The sequence below is a fragment of the Gordonia sp. JH63 genome (genome assembly GCF_009856645.1).
In the GTDB taxonomy this organism is placed as follows: domain Bacteria; phylum Actinomycetota; class Actinomycetes; order Mycobacteriales; family Mycobacteriaceae; genus Gordonia; species Gordonia hongkongensis.
The window spans coordinates 1,435,659-1,450,428 of the sequence record NZ_CP047235.1 but is presented as its reverse complement, the minus strand read 5'-3'; the positions used below and the strand labels follow the sequence as shown (position 1 = coordinate 1,450,428).

Here is a 14,770-nt window from a genome sequence, read left to right as displayed (position 1 = left end):
GAGCGCCAGCGGGCGCGCGCGACGCCGCTACCGCGACCCCAGCGCACGCTCCCGGGCGAGGAAGAAGAACGGGATCGCGGTGGCGATGCCGACGCCGAAGGTCAGCACGACCGACGCCAGCCACCACGGCAGGATGCGCAGGCGGCGGGCCTCTGCGAGCGCCCACACGTGGAAGCCGATGACGACGAACGTCAGGTCGACCATCGCGAACCGTCCGGGCGTCGTCTTCAGGATGTCCCCCACGAAGAAGTCCTTGACCGACCCCGGCCCGTTCTGTCGTACGTAGGGGATCGCGATGGCGTTCTGCGTGACCAGCGCGGACAGGAAGACGAGGAACAATGATCGCTCTCGCCACTTCTGGTCGGAATCGGTCGTCATCAGGCCCTCCTCGACGCGTCGGAACCTCGATGGTGGCACGGCAGAGCGGCACCCCGGCCCGAAACCGGAGCGGTGGCCGTCAGGTCCGACGCCATCCCGCGGCGCCCACCATCTCGGCGACCTGGGTGAACTTCACACGGGGCCGGCCCTGTTCGAGGCCGCGACGCCGTTCGCGACGGTCGATGGCCCGCATCCCGCGGTAGCCGATCACCGTCCGGACGCGTGTGCGCACCAACGCACCGAAGGCTCCGGGCTCGCGTTCGGTCCGCGGCAGCCGGCCCGCCGCGGCGTCGGCGATGAAGTCCTCGACGGTCCGCGTCGCGCACATCTTGTTGGCGCCGATGCCGCCGCTGGGTCCGCGCTTGGCCCAGCCGAGCACATATCCGCCCGGCACGATCGCACCTGTCTCGTCGACGAGGCGGCCGTCGACGTTGCTGAAGACGCCGCGCGCGTCGTCGAAGGTGAGACCCGGGATCGGGGTGGAGCGATAGCCGATCGAGCGCACCACGAGATCGGTGGCGACGTGGTGACGCCCCTCCCCCGTGCGCACCGTGATCGACTCGACCTGCGAATCACCGGTGATCTCTTCGGGACTGCTGTGGAACAGGAACACGATCCGCCGGCGCTTCGGGTCGGCGGGATGACGGAACCGGGCGAGATCGGCACATTCGGCGTCCTCGATCACCTCGACCTCGACACCCGGGATCTCCGACAGCGCGCGGTATTCGGCCGCGGTGTAGGCCGCGGACGCCTGGTCGCGACGGCCCAGCAGCACCACTTCGTGGACATTCTGCTCGGCGAGCAGTTCGAGCGCACGGTCGGCGATGTCGGTGGTGGCCAACAAATCCGGCGGGGACACGAGGATTCGCGCGACATCGAGGGCGACGTTGCCCGTACCGACCACGACCGCACGACCCGTCGCCGGGTCGTCGGCGGTTCCGCGGCGCAGCGGTGGCCCGGCATCGACACCGGGCACGCCGTTGTACCAGGCGACGAGATCGGTGGCCGACGTCGACCCCGGGAGGTCCTCACCCGGAATACCCAGGCGCCGCGACTCACTCGCTCCGACCGCGTAGAACACCGCGTCGAAGTGCTCGGCCAGTTCGGCCGGCGTGATCTGGTCGGGACCGTCGCCGATGGTCACGTTGGTCAGCATCGTGACGCGCGGATCGCGGTAGAGCAGGTCGAATCCGCGCAGCACGCCCTTGGTGCCCGGATGATCCGGGGCGACACCGGCGCGCACGAGCCCACCGGGAGTGGGGAGTTTGTCGATGACGGTAACCTGCGCCTCGGTGCGGTCGAGCAGCGTGCGCAGGGCGTACCCACCGGAGGGACCCGTTCCGACCAGCGCGACCCGAAGTCCCGCAGGCAGTTTCGGCACGTCCGGATAAGTGATCGACGACGCGGAGTCGTCACCGATGGGCGCCCAGCCCGAGCGAACCTCCGGGTTGGTCTTGTAGTAGTCCGCGTTGATGTCGATGAAGACCTTGTCGCGGGTGCCGAGTTTGTCCGCCGGGTAGATGGCGTCGACGGGGCAGGCGTCGGCGCATGCGCCGCAATCGATACACGCCTCGGGGTCGATGTGCAGGATGTCGGAGCTGCCGAAGCCGCGCTCCTCCGGTGTCGGATGGATGCAGTTGACCGGGCACACGGCCACGCATGCTGCGTCACTGCAACACGATTGGGTGATGACGAACATCAGAGCATGTGCGCTTTCCGGTAGTACCGCATGGCGGGCTTGGTCAACAGTCCGACCTCGTCGAGGAATTCCATGAGGTGCGCGCAGCTGCTGCGGATCATCGAGTGGAAGTGCGAGTTGCTGCGCATCTCCCGGACCGCGCGGTCGACGTCGAGCCCGGCGTCGGCAAAGGCCTTGGGCTGCACCAGACTCGTCACGATGAAGTAGGCGCCGACGGCGACCGCGAACGCACTGAACTGGCGGCGCGCCCAGCTGACGCCCTCCAGCGAGTCACGCACCTCTTCGCGCGCGAACTTCATGTGGCGCGATTCCTCGAGCACATGGATCTCGTTGACCGTGCGGATGAAGTCGAGCACGCGGTCGTCGCGCATGCAGCCGCGCTGGAAGACGTCCAGGACCTCTTCGGCGACCAGGATGCCGGCGTAGGCGACCTCGTTCTTCGCGGTCTGCATGAAGATCTTGCCGAGGCGCGAGACCTTCTTCGACGGATGGTAGGAGGCGCCGACCATCTTCTCCGACGCCTTGGCGAACATCAACGAGTGTCGGCACTCGTCGGCGACCTCGGTGAGCGCGAACTGGAATTCCGAACCGTGGTAGTCGCCGAGGTACTGGTCGCGGATGACCATCTCCTGCAGGATCATCTCGAACCAGATCCCGATGTTCATGATCGAGGCGAACTCGTGGCGCGTCACCGAGATCCGCTGTTCCTCGGTGAGCTCGTCCCAGTACGCGGTCCCGTACAGCGACGACCATTCCGGACTGCACCCGTACTTGGTGGGGTCCATCGGCTTCGACCAGTCGATCTCGGTCATCGCGTTGCGCGACAGCCGGTCGGCCGACGCCAACAGCCGTGCCGAGACCTCTTCGGTGCCCTGGTCCCGGAGACTGATGACATTCTCGGATCGTTCCATCGCGGCGGTCATGGAGAACTCACTTCCCGGTCGTCGTCGATCGTGACAATGATCGATGTAATGACAATGCGTGTTGTCAAGATAGCACCGCCGTGTGACCGAGTAAACGAATCGACGAATATACTCACCGGTAAGTTCAGCGCCGAGGATCGTCCTCGCAGGTCAGCGGCGTCGAAGCCGTCCGTTCAGTTGCAAGGAGTTCTCCATGCCCTCCATCTTCATCACCGGCGGCGCTGCCGGAATCGGTCTCGCCACCGCGGAGCGTTTCGGCCGCGACGGGTGGACAGTCGGCGTCTACGACGTCGATGCCGACGCGCTGGCGAAGGTGAAGGCCGACCATCCCGACTTCATCACCGGCACCCTCGACGTCCGCGAGCCGGAGCAGTGGGCCGAAGCTCTCGCCGAGTTCACCTCGCGCACCGGCGGCACACTCGACGTCCTCGACAACAATGCCGGCATCCTCCACGAGGGCCAGATCGACCACATCACGCCGGACCAGATCAAGCGGCAGATCGACATCGACGCCCTCGGCGTCGCGCTCGGCGCCCAGGCCGCATACCCGTACCTGAAGAAGACGCCGGGCGCGCACCTGGTGAACATCGGATCGGCGTCGGCGATCTACGGCCAGCCCGGCATCGCGGTCTACTCGGCGACCAAGTTCTTCGTGGCGGGCCTGACCGAGGCGCTCGAACTGGAATGGGAGCACGACGACATCCGCGTCGTCAGCATCTGGCCCCTGTGGGCGAAGACCGCCCTCGCCACCGGCGGCGCCAAGTCGACGAAGACCCTGGGCATCCGGATCACTCCCGAACAGGTCGCCGAGAAGATCTGGGAGTCGGTGCACCCGACCCGTCAGGACAAACTGCTCCACCGCACCAGCTACTCCGTCGGCGCGCAGACCCTGTTCCTGCAGAACGCCGCCAAGTTCATCCCGAACTTCCTGAACCGCGCGGTCAACAAGTACATCGCGCAGTAGTCCCACCACCCGCAAACCCACCCCTTTTGCGTGAACCCACCACTCTCGAACCAGGTGGGTCTACGGAGAAGGGGTGGGTTTGTCGGAAGGTGGGTCCGGACGGCGCATTCGTGCGTCTGATTCGTATGGACCTACCCACCGACCCGCATGGCCTGATTCTCCGCAAAGAAACCGCCGGCACCCACATCAGTGATGAACAGTTGCAGCACATGGTCGGCAACAAGACCCTCGTGCGGCTCTGGCCGGGCGCGTTGGCCGACTTCACCGCGGTCAGCGAACTCCAGGCAGTCGAGAAGCACCGCTTGACCGTCATCGCTGCGGCAAGGGCCGGACGACCCGGTCGGATCTTCAGTCACACTTCGTCAGCTGCCATGCACAGGTTGCCGATGCTGTGGCCCGACCTGTCGCAGGTCCATGTGACGTCGCCGAAAGTTGGAAAACGGGCCAAGCACATCGTCAGACATCAGGCCACCGTCAAGCCGCAGGACATCGACGTCATCGACGGGGTCACGGTGACATCCATCGAGCGCACGGCATGTGATGTCGCCCGACTGGGAACCAACCGGCAGGCCCTTGCGGTGCTCGACGCCGCGCTTCGACGTGACGCCGATCCGGACCGGATGAGACAGATCCTCGACTCGTGCCAAGGATTCAAGGGTGTCGAGATGCTCCGCCGCGCGCTGGCACACGCGAACGCATCGTCGGAGAGCATCGGCGAATCCCTCAGTCGCGCAGTCATGCTCGAGTTCCCCGACCTGCCGATACCACGACAGCAGGTCAAGATCTTCGACGACCACGGCGTGTTCATCGCTCGCGTCGACTTCCTGCTGGCGAACAGGGTGATAGGCGAATTCGACGGCATGATCAAGTACAGCGGCGGCCTCGGCGACGAGCCCGCGTGGCAGACGGTGGTCGAAGAGAAGGCGCGTGAGGACAGGCTGCGCGCGCAGGGGTACACCGTCGTGCGGTGGACATGGCCGGACCTCGCCGACAAGGCGCGCTTCTACGCGCAGATCAAGAAGGCACTTCGACTCGGCGGCGTCGAGAGACCCGCAAACGCACCCCTTTTCCGTAGATCCACCGCGCTCGGACCGGGTGGGTTCACGGAGAAAGGGTGGGTTTGCGGCAAGGTCAGCGTCGTGCGGTCGGGAGCCGCAGCGCGAACCGGAGGCTCACCAGGCGCAGCGCGGTCGCGAGGACAGATCCGACGACGAGCCAGATCCAGTGCGCCGCCGAGGTGTACGTCGCGCCGACCGCGACGATGGCGGCACCGAGTACCGCGGGTACGGCGTAGAGGTCGGCGGGTGTGAGGAGGAGCGGGATCTCGTTCGAGATCATGTCGCGGAGCACGCCGCCACCCACCGCGGTGAGGAGCCCGACGGTCGTCGCGGCGAACGGGCTCGCCCCGACGTCGAGGGCGATGCTCGCACCCGTGGCCGCGAAGAGCCCCATCCCGAATGCGTCGAGCACAAGTATCGACCGGTGCAGTGCCGTGAAGGCGGGATGGAAGAAGAAGACGACGAGGCCGGCGACCGTCGCGGTGACGATGGGACCCCACCCGCTGATCGACGCGGGCGGGGTGATCCCCAGCAGGACGTCGCGTAGTACGCCGCCGCCGACCCCGGTGAGCACGCCGACGGTGATGATCCCCCACATGTCGAAGTCCTTGCGGACCCCGAGCATCGCCCCCGACGCAGCGAACACCGCGATACCCGCGAAGTTGAGCACGTCGAGCACCACGAGATCACCTCGCTATCCAGGGAAAGGCCGGTCGGTCAGCACGCGAATGACCGCCCCGGGCGAACCAGGGGCGGTCATCGGTATGACAGTGCGGCGCCGGTCCGGCGACCGAACGAGGCTAGCGACGATCCAGGTCGATGAGACCGGCGCGAGCCGCCTTGACCAGGCGACGCGGAATCCGCACGGGGACGCCGTTCACCTTCTCTTCTTGCAGTGCGGGGTTTTCCGCCTTCCACTGCGAACGACGGCTACGGGTGTTCGCCCGCGACATCCGGCGCTTCGGTACAGCCATGGTTGAGCCCTTCTCCTACTGTGGTCTGCGTGGCCGGTGGTGACGCCTGGCATCACTGGATCGGCCCCATCAGTGCACCCCTCGACCCGGCGCGGCCGCGGCACACAACCCGACCAGACTACCTGGCGAGGACGCCCGATTCCAAAATGGCCGATCCGCACGCGCCCGGGGTCGCCTACTTCAGAGGTAGCCCCACGGCGATCGGAGGTCGGTCAACGCGATGGCCACCCAGTATGCAACCCACACGACAATGATGAACGCCCCGATGATGACCGCGGTGAGCGCCACCCCATCACCGGTCTGCCTGCCACCCGACGCCGCGATCTGTCTCCGCGCGACGATGCCGAGCACCAGCCCGACGAGGCCGCCGACCCCGACGCACAGGAGACCCAGCAGGGAGGCCACCAGGGCGGCCACGGCCAGCTTGTTGGTCGACGGGCCGTCGGCGTCGACGGGCCGGCCGCCTTCGGGGCGGGAGTCGGCGGAGGCCGATTCCGCGGATCGGGCATCACCGGGCGCGGCGAACGGTTGCCCGGACCGACCCGGGGGCGGACCCTGCGGGGGCTGACCGTACCCCGGCGGGGGGCCGTATCCCGGCCGGCCGGGGCCGGGTTGCCCCTGACCCGGCGGTCCGTAACCCTGCGGCTGGCCGTAGCCCTGCTGTCCGTAACCCTGCTGTCCGTATCCCTGCTGCTGACCGAATCCCGGCCGGGGAGGTGGTGGGGCTTGTCCCGGTGGCGGTCCCGCCGGGGACCGCGTCGAGATCACGCGCGTGGCGTCGTAACCGGACGGGGCCGGGCCACCCGGACCCGGGCCCCCGGGGCCACTGGGCGCGGGTGGCGGCGGAACCGGCTGTGCAGCGGACGGATTCGACGGTCCACCGGTGCGGATGACCCGGGTGACACCGTCGGCCGGACTGTGCGACTCGGGAATATCCGTGTCATCCGGTCCGGCCCCGGGTGTCGAGGTCACCGGCACCGAGTCCGGCACCTCGTCGGGGACCGCCGCCTTCTGGGTCGGTTCCCACGGCGACGGGTCGGTTGCCGAGGTGTCCGAAGGTGGGCCGGACGGTGGGGATTGCGGTGCCTGGGCCGGATCCGTCGGATCGCTACCCCCGGTCGGAGTGGTCATCGGATGCCTTTCACAAGCTGTGCCGCAGCGGGACAACGCGGGGAGATGCATGCACGACCAACTGGCCGTGCGTCACGCACAGCTTAGTGAGAAAGGGCTCCGAACTGGGCCGGAGTCGATGAACACGACCCCGGATCGGCCCGAAATTCGTTCAGTAGTAGTAGGTGGAGGAGCTCGTGTCGCCGGCGACGATCAGGACGATGAACAGAACGGTCCACACCACGCCACCGACGATGGCGAGCGCGCCGGTGATGATCCCGGCCAGGCCCATCCCCGAACCACTCTGCGTGCCACCGGACTGTTCGATGTCCCGTCGCGCCATGAACCCCAGCACGACGGCCGCGATGCCGACCGGTATCGACAGGAAGAACGAGAAGAACAAGCAGGCGATCAGCGAGACGACGCCGACGATGCCACAGATGAGGGCCGCGATCGCCTTGCCGTTGGTCTTCTGCGGCGGCGCGTATCCATAACCGCCGCCGTAAGGTGCCGCGCCGTAGGGGTTCTGCGACCCGTACGCGCCGCCGTACGCCGGCGCCTGGTAGGGATCGTTGACCTGACCGTAGGACCCACCCGGCGGCTGTGCGTAGGGATCCTGGCTCGGCGTCCCGTAGCCCTGGTTGCCGGCCGGCGATCCGTACGGACTCTGCCCGTACTGCTCCTGACCGTAAGGGTTCTGACCGTAGGCGTTCTGGCCATAGGGGTCCGACGACGGACCCGGCTGGTAGGTCTGGCCGTATTCGGTCGGCGCGTACTCCGGTGCGGGACCCTGGCCCTGGTCACCCTTGGAGAGGTTGGGACCCGAGTTGCCCGAGGACCCCGAGCTCGGCACCGTACCCCAGTCGTCCTGGCCCTGGCCCGAGCCCTGTCCCGGTGGATAACTCACGCACAACCCCCATGTAGATCCGACACGATGTGTTCACCAGCCTAACGATTAGACTCAACCGGTGTCTGGCGTCATCTCCGGCTTCACGGTGATCTTCATTGTAGTCGGGGTGGGATATCTCCTCGGGCGCACGCGTGTCATCGGCGACCACGCCCACGAAGTCCTTTCCCGCCTGGTGTTCTTCGTCTTCACACCGGCGCTGCTGTTCCACTCCATGGTCACCTCCGATCTGTCGGTTGTCTTCTCCTCGACGCTGGTGATCGCGGGCGGCAGCGCGTTTCTGATCGGTGCGCTGTACGTCGTCGTCGCCAAACTGTGGTTTCGACGCGCGGTTCCCGAACTCGTGATTGGCGGCCTGTCGTCGTCGTATGTCAACAGCGTCAATCTGGGTCTTCCGATCGCGATCTTCGTTCTCGACGACGCGTCGTTCATCGCGCCGCTGCTGCTGTTCCAGATCCTGATCTACTCACCGATCGCGTTGCTCGCGCTGGATCTCACCGCGCTGGACCGGGATTCGGGAAGATCGCTGCTGCGGGACTCGCTCGTCGCGCCGATCACCAATCCGATCGTCGTCGGCGGACTCGCCGGTCTGTCGGTCTCGCTGATCGGTTGGACCCCGCCCGCGGCCGTGATGTCCCCGCTGAAGATGCTCGGTGACGCCTCGGTGCCGGCGGCGCTGCTGGCATTCGGCTTGTCGCTCACCGGCGTCGCGGTGTTCAAGAAGGGTGCGAGCCCCCGCCGCGACATCGCACTGGCAAGCGTGCTGAAGATGATCGTCATGCCGCTGGCCGTCTACGCCATCGCCCGTTGGGGATTCGGGCAGACCGGCGAGGCGTTGTTCGCGCAGGTGGTCATCGCGGCGTTGCCGACCGCGCAGAATGTCCTGGTGTACGCGACCCGTTACCGGCGCGGCCAGATCCTCGCCCGGGACACGGCACTGATCACGACGCTCACGTCGATACCCACCATCATGATCATCGCACTGCTGCTCGCCTGAACTTCCTCAGGCGTCGGGCTCCTCCCGGTGCACGTACTTGACGTCGACGCCGCCCATCAGCGCCAGTCCGGTCACCCGTACCACCGGCGCGCCGGGCCGGGACGCCTTTTGCGACCGGCCGCTGAATCCGCCCATGATGCCCAGTCCCCCGATCTCGACGGTCACTCCGTCGGGCATCTTGATCTCGACCCCGCCCATGATCGCCACGCACTGGATCGTCAGCACCGGCGCGGTGAACTCCACCTCGCGAAGGTCCAGTTCGACCCCGCCCATGATGGCGGTGGCGGTGAGTTGATCGGCGACCACCGCTGTCCCGGACAGCTCGCTCCCGGACATGATGGCCAACCGGTGGCGGACGGCCGTGACCGCGCTGCCGCCCGTCACCCGCGGGCCCGGGGACAGGCTGGCCGCAGGCATGACGACGCCGAGCTGTGCCACCGGGAGATCGTCGGTCAGGGCGTCGAGGTCACCAAAGGTCTTGGCGAGGACCGCTTTTCCGGCTCGCTCCTCGTACTCGACCGGAGACAGGCTGCCGTGCGCCATGGCGGCGGAGAGGATCTCGTGGACCAGTTCGCGGTCCGCATCCGCGGCGCGGAGTCGGGCACGCCGGTCGTCGGGCATCGGTGAATCGCCGGGTTGGGTCACGTCTGGAAACCCTAGTTGTCCGAGTTCGGCACGACCACCCTGATCTTTCCCCGGAGACGACCCCGAGGAGTCGTCGGGCCGGTACCTCGCATCGACGACCCCTCTGGACAACTGCCCGACGAAAGACCCGGCCGAGCGGCATAATCCAACACGTCCGGGCGGGACGGCCGACCGGCGTACATCGGAGGCGAACATGAGTCAGCCCTACGATTCGGGCCAGTCCCCGTACGGCCAGCCGAACCATCCGCAGTCGCCCTTCCCCGGCAGCGGTCACCCGCTATCGGGCGGCTATGGACAACCCGCGTACCCGGGGTACCCGCCGCCGCCCGCCCCGCGCAAGGACCGGGCCGGGATGCGACGGTGGGGCAAGATCCTGACCCTGCTCGGTGTGCTGATCCTGGTCCTGTCGGTCACCGTCGGGGTGGTCATGGCGATCGCCGGTATCGGGAACGTGGCCGACAAGGCGTTCGAGGTCAACCCCACCGCCGAGCAGTACTACGACGCCGGTGACGAGTTCCAGTTGTTCAGCAGCAGCACGAACGGCGTACCCGCCTGCGAGATCACCGGTCCCGCTGCGCTGGCGTCGGGTACGAACTCGACGACCGAGTTCACCTTCGACGGTTCCGGGGTCGAATCGTTCGATTCGTTCGAGGTCGTGGAATCCGGCACCTACTCGTTCCAGTGCGATTCGCCGGCCGTCGTCGCATCCATCGACGCGTCCGGCATCCTCAGCGGTGTCGGCGGCGTGCTGCTCGCAGTCGTCGGCGGTGGATTCGGCGGCCTGCTCGCACTGGTGGGCATCGTGCTCTGGATCATCGCCGGCCGAAAGCCGAAGACCGTCTGACATCCTCGCGCCGACACATTCGCGCCGACGTCGCCGCGGCGCTCATCGATGGGGCGTCGATCAGCCGCGCCGACGCCCCTTCCGGGCCCGCAGATAGTCGCCGACCACGGCGGCGCCGAGACCGTCGACGTCCGGCGCCACCACGCGTCCGCCGATCCGGCGGGCGATCTGATCCATGAAGTGGGCCAGCCCGGGATCCTCGCCGAGACGGAAGAACGTGACCTGGGCGCCGATTCGCGCGACATGGTCGAGTTCCCGAACCGTCAGCGCGATGGTCTGCGGGTGCGGCGGATAGAAGAAGAACGGTTCCCCACTCGGATCGAGATGCGCGGTCGGCTCTCCGTCGGTGACCACCAGGACCACCGGCTGCGCATTCGGGAACCGCCGGAGGTGCCGCTGGGCGAGCAACAGTGCGTGATGCAGGTTGGTCCCCTGCTCCATCCGCGGTTGCAGACCGGTGAGCTCGGCGATGTCGATCGACCGCGCATATCTTCCGAACGCGATGAGGTGGAGTTCGTCGCTGCGGAAGCGCGTGGAGATCAGATGATTCAGGGCGATCGCGGTGCGCTTCATCGGCGTCCACCGGCCCTCCATCTCCATCGAGAAGGACGTGTCCACGAGCAGGACCACCGCTGCCTGCGTACGGCTCTCGGTCTCCGAGACCTCGACGTCGCGGACGTCGATACGCACTCCCGATCGCGCCATCTCCGACGTCGCGAGCGACGGTTCGTGTGTTTCGGACACAGTGCGCAGCACCGCATTCGACACGGTCCGGGTGACGTCCCAGGGGTCGGTGTCGCCGAACTCCCACTCCCGGGAAGCGCCGGTCGGCTCGCCGAGCAGTCCGGTCTGGCGGGTCTGGCGATCACCCCGGCGGCCCGACAGCTGCTCGGCGATGTCGCGGAAGATCGACTGACCGAGCTGGCGCATCGCTTTCGGACTCAGCCGGAGCTGACCGTCTGCGGTGCGGTCGAAGAAGCCCTGCTCGGACAGCGCCTTCTCGAGCTCGGCCAGCATTCTCGCGTCGACCGCCGCGTCGTCGCCGAGCTGCCGGGCGAGCGCGTCGAGATCGATGTCGTCCATCTGCGCGCCGGCATACTGCTGTGACAGCTGCTCGGAGAGCGCCTCGAGTTCGGAGATGTCGCGTAGTGCCGCGGCCCCCTCGCCCAGTCCCATCGGCTGGTCGCCGGAGAACGACTGCGCGTCGTCCCAGTCCAGACCCGGTCGAGCCGCCCGGAGCTGCGAATCCATCTGCGCCAGTTGGTTCATGAGGTCCGGCGACCCGAACGCCTGCTGCGCCAGCTGGTCGAGCTCAGCGCGCTGCTCGGGGGTCAGCGAGTTGTAGAACTGCTGGGCCGCCGCCGCGCGCTGGGCGAGGGAATCGATGAGTTCCTCGGTGTTGCGCGGGTTCTCCGGGAAGAACTCACCGTGCTTGGCCATGAACTCGTCGAATGCCTCGGTGGTGTCCTCGCCCCGGTTGTGCGCGGCGAGGAGCTCGTTGAGGTCGCCGAGCATCTCCGAGATTCGTTGCCGATCCTGCTCGTTCGCCCCCTCGAGCGCTTCCTTCATGCCGGCGAAGCGCTGGTCGAGCAATTCCCGGCCGAGCAGGTCCCTGATCTTGTCGTAGTCCTCACGCGCCTGCGGACTGCGCCAGTTGTACTCCGACAGCTCTTCGACGGCCTGGGCGGTCGACGGCGGCAGACTCCCGATCTGCATCTCGGCGAAGCGGGCGTCGTCGTCGAGATCGCGGGCGAGTTGCTTGCGCTCCTCGAGTACCGCACGGTCGAGGAGTTCACGGATCTCGGCGAAGGTGCCGTCGAGGTTGCGCTTCTTCAGCAGCTCCTGCCGGCGACGGTTGATCTGCTCGCGCAACTTGTCGAGTCCGCGCATGTTCGGTGTCCCACGACGCAGCAGCTCTCGGAGCGCCCGCTGCGGCGACGCGCCGGCCATGACATCGTCGCCGATCGTCTCCAACGCCTCGCGCAGATCGACCGGCGGCGCGAGCGGATCGGGCCCGCCGCTGTACCGCTGGTAGCGCGAACGGTGGAAGCTCTTGCGCGCCATGTGTTCTCCTCGTTTGTCGCGAACCCTTCGTGGCTCGTCGCTAACGCTCCTCGCACCTCAGGGAGCAAAGGTGGTTCCTGCACTCTCGCTCTCGCAGCGAGCCCCTGCCCCCTGAGGTGCGAGCGAAGCGAGCCACGAAGGGTCACCCGTAGATGGTCTGCCCGGTCTCGTCGGCCTCCTTGCCGATCCGTCGGGCGAGGAAGAGTCCCTCGAGCGCGAGCTCGACCGCGCTGGCACGCTCCCCGTCCGAGTCCGCTTCGAGGCGCTCGGCGATCTGGTCGAGAACGCCGGACGTGGTGTCCGGCGACGGGATGGAACCCAGCAGGTCGTCGGCACGCACCCGGTCGCCGGTGACCACCGGCTCGCCGTTCTCGAGGGCGGCGACGAGCGGCGCCATGTCGACGCCGCCGAGGTGGGCACGCACCGCGTCGGCGATGGACTTGCGCATCAGGTGCTCGAGGATCTCGAGTTCCCGGCCCTCTTCGCCGGACTCGAACTCGATCTTGCCGCGCAGCACCTCGATCACCGACTCGAGATCGACCACGCGTGCCACCGCCTGGTCCTCGCCCGTCACCGTCGCCCGGTGAAGCGCAGCGGCCGCAACGGTTTCAGCACCGGCGATGGAGAAGCGGGCAGAAACTCCCGATCGCTGGTCGATCGACGGGTGGTCACGGGCGTAGCGGGTGAACCGCGCCAGGATCTCGGTGATGAAGGTCGGGACGCTGGCGGTCAGGTCCGCCTCCTGCTCGATCACCGACACCTCGTCGTCGAGCTCGAGCGGGTAGTGCGTCCGGATCTCGGCGCCGAAGCGGTCCTTGAGCGGGGTGATGATCCGGCCACGGTTGGTGTAGTCCTCCGGGTTAGCGCTGGCCATCACCAGGACGTCGAGCGGCAATCTCAGGGTGTACCCGCGGACCTGGATGTCGCGCTCCTCCATCACGTTCAGCATCGACACCTGGATCCGCTCAGCGAGGTCGGGCAACTCGTTGATGGCCACGATGCCGCGGTGCGAGCGCGGGATGAGCCCGAAGTGGATCGTCTCCGGGTCGCCGAGGCTGCGTCCCTCGGCGACCTTCATCGGGTCGATGTCACCGACGAGGTCGGCCACGGAGGTGTCCGGCGTGGCCAGCTTCTCGCTGTAGCGCTGCGAACGGTGACGCCACTCGATCGGCAGATCGTCGAGCAGGTTGGCGGCCTTTCGGATCGACCCGGGGGTGATGGGTTCGTAGGGATGCTCGGCCAGCTCGGAACCCGCGATGACCGGCGTCCACTCGTCGAGGAGCCCGACGAGGGTGCGCAGGATGCGGGTCTTGCCCTGGCCGCGCTCGCCGAGCATGACGACGTCGTGGCCGGCGATCAGCGCTCGTTCCAACTGCGGGATGACCGTCGCCTCGAAGCCCACGATGCCCGGCCAGGGGTCGCGCCCCTCGCGGAGTGCGGACAGGAGGTTGTTGCGGATCTCGTCGCGCACACTGCGCTGCACGTGACCGCTGGCACGCAGTTCACCCAGGGTTCGGGGTGACGGATGCCGGGTTTCGGTCGACTGGGAGCCATGCGTGGTGAAGTTGTCGTCTGGCACCTCATCGAGGCTACTCCGCGTTGTCGAGCGCGTGCTCGTCATCACTCCTCGTCGCCGGCGTCCACCGCGGGTCCCGGCCGATGAATCCCATGAGGCGACTCACCGGGTCGGCATCGGCGTCCACCTCGACCTTCGGACCGTACTGACCCGAACTGCGGAGGATGTCGTCGATGGACGCCATGCCCTCGAGCAGTTGTCCGGCGAATCCGGGGTCGAGGTCGGGGGTGACGCCCTGGGATCGGGCGAGATCCCACGTGTGCATGTACACGTCGGCGGTGTAGAACCGGTCGATTGCCTCGACGAGTCGATGCTCGCCCGCCATCGGGTGGGTGAACGTGTCCTCGGCGGTCGGTCCGTCGAGTAGTGCCTGCACCGAGGCGGCGTGCTGTGACCACGCCCCGGCCGGGTCGTCGGCGACAGCAGGTCCCGCGGGCAGGGCCACCCCACCGGCGGCGAGGAAGCCGGTGAACCAGTCGACGAGGTGGGCCACGACGTCGCGTGCCACCCACCCGTCGACCGGCGTGGGCGCCTCCCAGTCGCGGACGTCGGCGATGGCCTCCGCGAAGTCGGAGGCCACCTCTCGGTGACGCGACGATGCATCCAGTTCCGGCAGGGTCACGCCGGACAC

Annotated in this window: 16 protein-coding genes; 3 read left to right on the top strand and 13 right to left on the bottom strand. The window is 67.5% G+C overall.

The window, feature by feature from the left end; translation table 11 throughout:
- Positions 1-27: 27 nt before the first annotated feature.
- The 3 genes from GR168_RS06575 to GR168_RS06565 form a co-directional block, all read right to left on the bottom strand.
- On the bottom strand, positions 28-378 hold the full coding sequence (locus GR168_RS06575; protein WP_065630220.1) for a DUF2834 domain-containing protein: 351 nt from the start codon (positions 376-378) through the stop codon (positions 28-30).
- 79 nt (positions 379-457) lie between these two features.
- Positions 458-2,077 carry an FAD-dependent oxidoreductase gene (locus GR168_RS06570; protein WP_159370347.1) on the bottom strand — a complete coding sequence of 540 codons (1,620 nt, stop codon included), beginning with the start codon at positions 2,075-2,077 and terminating at the stop codon, positions 458-460.
- Positions 2,077-3,000 carry a diiron oxygenase gene (locus tag GR168_RS06565; protein WP_159370346.1) on the bottom strand — a complete coding sequence of 308 codons (924 nt, stop codon included), beginning with the start codon at positions 2,998-3,000 and terminating at the stop codon, positions 2,077-2,079. The genes GR168_RS06570 and GR168_RS06565 overlap by 1 nt, the downstream gene beginning before the upstream one ends.
- A 193-nt stretch (positions 3,001-3,193) precedes the next feature.
- Between GR168_RS06565 and GR168_RS06560 the strand changes: the two genes are divergently transcribed.
- The gene (locus GR168_RS06560; protein ID WP_159370345.1) at positions 3,194-3,964 is read left to right on the top strand and encodes an SDR family oxidoreductase; all 771 of its coding nucleotides are present in this window, start codon (positions 3,194-3,196) and stop codon (positions 3,962-3,964) included.
- Between the two features lie 131 nt (positions 3,965-4,095).
- On the opposite strand, the gene GR168_RS24225 is transcribed toward GR168_RS06560, so the two are convergent.
- The 6 genes from GR168_RS24225 to GR168_RS06530 form a co-directional block, all read right to left on the bottom strand.
- Positions 4,096-4,320: a hypothetical protein gene (locus tag GR168_RS24225; protein ID WP_159370344.1), complete on the bottom strand. Its 225-nt coding sequence runs from the start codon at positions 4,318-4,320 to the stop codon at positions 4,096-4,098.
- 6 nt (positions 4,321-4,326) lie between these two features.
- A complete protein-coding gene (locus GR168_RS24220) occupies positions 4,327-4,761 on the bottom strand; it encodes a hypothetical protein (RefSeq protein ID WP_159370343.1) in 435 nt (144 codons plus the stop codon).
- Between the two features lie 334 nt (positions 4,762-5,095).
- On the bottom strand, positions 5,096-5,704 hold the full coding sequence (locus tag GR168_RS06545; RefSeq protein WP_065630225.1) for a TRIC cation channel family protein: 609 nt from the start codon (positions 5,702-5,704) through the stop codon (positions 5,096-5,098).
- A 118-nt stretch (positions 5,705-5,822) separates the two neighbouring features.
- A complete protein-coding gene (gene rpmF / locus GR168_RS06540; RefSeq protein WP_004020060.1) occupies positions 5,823-5,996 on the bottom strand; it encodes a 50S ribosomal protein L32 in 174 nt (57 codons plus the stop codon).
- A 180-nt stretch (positions 5,997-6,176) separates the two neighbouring features.
- Positions 6,177-7,127 (bottom strand): DUF4190 domain-containing protein, encoded by a 951-nt coding sequence (locus GR168_RS23740; protein WP_203235904.1) that lies wholly within the window; start codon positions 7,125-7,127, stop codon positions 6,177-6,179.
- Positions 7,128-7,278: 151 nt separating this feature from the next.
- A complete protein-coding gene (locus GR168_RS06530) occupies positions 7,279-8,013 on the bottom strand; it encodes a DUF4190 domain-containing protein (RefSeq protein ID WP_159370342.1) in 735 nt (244 codons plus the stop codon).
- Positions 8,014-8,074: 61 nt separating this feature from the next.
- On the opposite strand from GR168_RS06530, the gene GR168_RS06525 reads away from it, so the two are divergent.
- Entirely contained in the window at positions 8,075-9,010 is a 936-nt protein-coding gene (locus tag GR168_RS06525) for an AEC family transporter (RefSeq protein ID WP_159370341.1), read from the top strand.
- A 6-nt stretch (positions 9,011-9,016) separates the two neighbouring features.
- Here GR168_RS06525 and GR168_RS06520 read toward each other — a convergent pair whose 3' ends face one another.
- Complete coding sequence (locus GR168_RS06520) at positions 9,017-9,655, bottom strand: DUF1707 domain-containing protein (protein ID WP_203235903.1); 639 nt, start codon at positions 9,653-9,655, stop codon at positions 9,017-9,019.
- Positions 9,656-9,848: 193 nt separating this feature from the next.
- Between GR168_RS06520 and GR168_RS06515 the strand changes: the two genes are divergently transcribed.
- The gene (locus GR168_RS06515; RefSeq protein ID WP_203235902.1) at positions 9,849-10,499 is read left to right on the top strand and encodes a hypothetical protein; all 651 of its coding nucleotides are present in this window, start codon (positions 9,849-9,851) and stop codon (positions 10,497-10,499) included.
- A gap of 60 nt (positions 10,500-10,559) precedes the next feature.
- Here the strand turns inward: GR168_RS06515 and GR168_RS06510 are convergent, their stop codons facing one another.
- The 3 genes from GR168_RS06510 to GR168_RS06500 form a co-directional block, all read right to left on the bottom strand.
- Positions 10,560-12,563 (bottom strand): VWA domain-containing protein, encoded by a 2,004-nt coding sequence (locus GR168_RS06510; protein ID WP_137808922.1) that lies wholly within the window; start codon positions 12,561-12,563, stop codon positions 10,560-10,562.
- 142 nt (positions 12,564-12,705) lie between these two features.
- Positions 12,706-14,184, bottom strand: coding sequence for a sigma 54-interacting transcriptional regulator (locus GR168_RS06505; RefSeq protein WP_058251515.1), 1,479 nt, complete (start codon positions 14,182-14,184; stop codon positions 12,706-12,708).
- Positions 14,153-14,761: a maleylpyruvate isomerase N-terminal domain-containing protein gene (locus GR168_RS06500; RefSeq protein WP_068970438.1), complete on the bottom strand. Its 609-nt coding sequence runs from the start codon at positions 14,759-14,761 to the stop codon at positions 14,153-14,155. Before GR168_RS06500 ends, GR168_RS06505 begins: the two co-directional genes overlap by 32 nt.
- Positions 14,762-14,770: the final 9 nt, after the last annotated feature.

Coding starts and splice junctions, on each gene's coding strand:
- GR168_RS06575 (WP_065630220.1), bottom strand. CDS start 378: ATGACGACCGATTCCGACCAGAAGTGGCGAGAGCGATCATTGTTCCTC.
- GR168_RS06570 (WP_159370347.1), bottom strand. CDS start 2,077: ATGTTCGTCATCACCCAATCGTGTTGCAGTGACGCAGCATGCGTGGCC.
- GR168_RS06565 (WP_159370346.1), bottom strand. CDS start 3,000: ATGACCGCCGCGATGGAACGATCCGAGAATGTCATCAGTCTCCGGGAC.
- GR168_RS06560 (WP_159370345.1), top strand. CDS start 3,194: ATGCCCTCCATCTTCATCACCGGCGGCGCTGCCGGAATCGGTCTCGCC.
- rpmF (WP_004020060.1), bottom strand. CDS start 5,996: ATGGCTGTACCGAAGCGCCGGATGTCGCGGGCGAACACCCGTAGCCGT.
- GR168_RS23740 (WP_203235904.1), bottom strand. CDS start 7,127: ATGACCACTCCGACCGGGGGTAGCGATCCGACGGATCCGGCCCAGGCA.
- GR168_RS06515 (WP_203235902.1), top strand. CDS start 9,849: ATGAGTCAGCCCTACGATTCGGGCCAGTCCCCGTACGGCCAGCCGAAC.
- GR168_RS06510 (WP_137808922.1), bottom strand. CDS start 12,563: ATGGCGCGCAAGAGCTTCCACCGTTCGCGCTACCAGCGGTACAGCGGC.
- GR168_RS06505 (WP_058251515.1), bottom strand. CDS start 14,184: ATGACGAGCACGCGCTCGACAACGCGGAGTAGCCTCGATGAGGTGCCA.